This is a genomic window from Kitasatospora sp. MY 5-36 (genome assembly GCF_001182915.1).
In the GTDB taxonomy this organism is placed as follows: Bacteria; Actinomycetota; Actinomycetes; order Streptomycetales; family Streptomycetaceae; genus Kitasatospora.
Map to the genome: position 1 here is coordinate 1 of NZ_LFVW01001239.1, position 1229 is coordinate 1229.

The 1229-nt window shown below is 76.5% G+C and carries 1 pseudogene; it reads right to left on the bottom strand.

The window, feature by feature from the left end:
- Positions 1 to 1229: pseudogene (locus AE652_RS41675) on the bottom strand (helix-turn-helix transcriptional regulator); the annotation flags it as partial.

The window sequence follows — 1229 nt, forward strand, 5'->3', positions numbered from 1 at the left end:
CCACCGCTCGGCGCCCGGCACGGCGTACGCGGCGCGGTAGGCGGCGTCGGCCTCGTCGTCGTCGGCGGCCAGGGCGGTGGCGGCCGCGAAGAGGAAGGCGTGGCGGCCGGAGATCTCCGCCGAGCGGGCCGCGCGTCCGGCCGCGAGGTGCTGCCGGGCCTCCTCGTGCCGGCCGGTGTGCACGGCGGCCGTCACCAGGTCGAGGACCAGCGTGTGGTGCCAGGGCCGGCCGCCGGGCAGGTGTCCGGGCGGGGTGAGCTCGCAGAAGTGGGCGTACGCCTCCTCGTAGCGCCGGTGGGCGAGCGCGGCCAGGCCGCGCAGGTGGCTCAGGCGGTCCAGGACGTACCGCATCCGGGCGCGGGTGGCGGTCGGCCGGACGGCCTGTTCGATCTCCCGCAGGCCGTCCTCGTCACCCCGGCCGGCCAGGAAGTGGGCGTGGTACAGGCGGAACACCAGGGCGTTGGTGCGGTAGCCGAGCTCCTCCGCGATCCCGGCCTCGCGCAGGCAGACGGCCGCCCGGTCCCACTGCCCGAGCAGGAAGTCCTGGTGGCACCTGGCCTTGGCGACCGAGCCCTGGGTGGCGTAGCCGTGCAGCCCGGTGAAGCGGCGCCACAGGTCGCCCTCGGGGCAGTCGAGCGCCGAGGCGGTCCAGAGCAGGAGCCAGGCCGCACCGGCCTCCTGCTCCGCGCTGAGGTCCGCGGCCGCCGCCCGGAGCGCGGCGGCCGTGTCCGGGCCCGGGTCGGTCCAGGCGCGCAGGCAGAGCCTGCCCGCCTCGGAGACGTTCTCCCGGTGCCGTTCCAGGGCCTGCCAGGCCCAGGGGTCGTCCGTGTAGCTGGCGGCCAGGAGGAGTTTGAAGTAGGCCTGCTCGACCAGCCCGCCGAAGGATTCGGCGCCCGGCGCGGTCAGCGCGTCGAGGGCCGCGGGCAGCAGGGCGGAGGAGGACTCGAAGTCGACATGGTGGCTCTGGTCGACGTAGACCACCGCGTACGCGAACAGCGGGGCGACGTCCTCGGGCACGGTGCTGGCCTTCAGGTCCTCCACCAGGGCCGCGGTGTGCCGCAGTTGCCCGCCGTGGGCGGACATCACCGCGGCCCAGGTGAGCCGGCGGGCGCGCTCGCAGGAGCTGGGGCTGAGGGTGGCGGCGCGTTCGAGCAGCAGCGCGCCCTCCGCGTCGCCGCCGCGCCGGGCGAGGTCGCGGCCGGCCTCCTGGAGGCGGTGCGCGAGGTCCT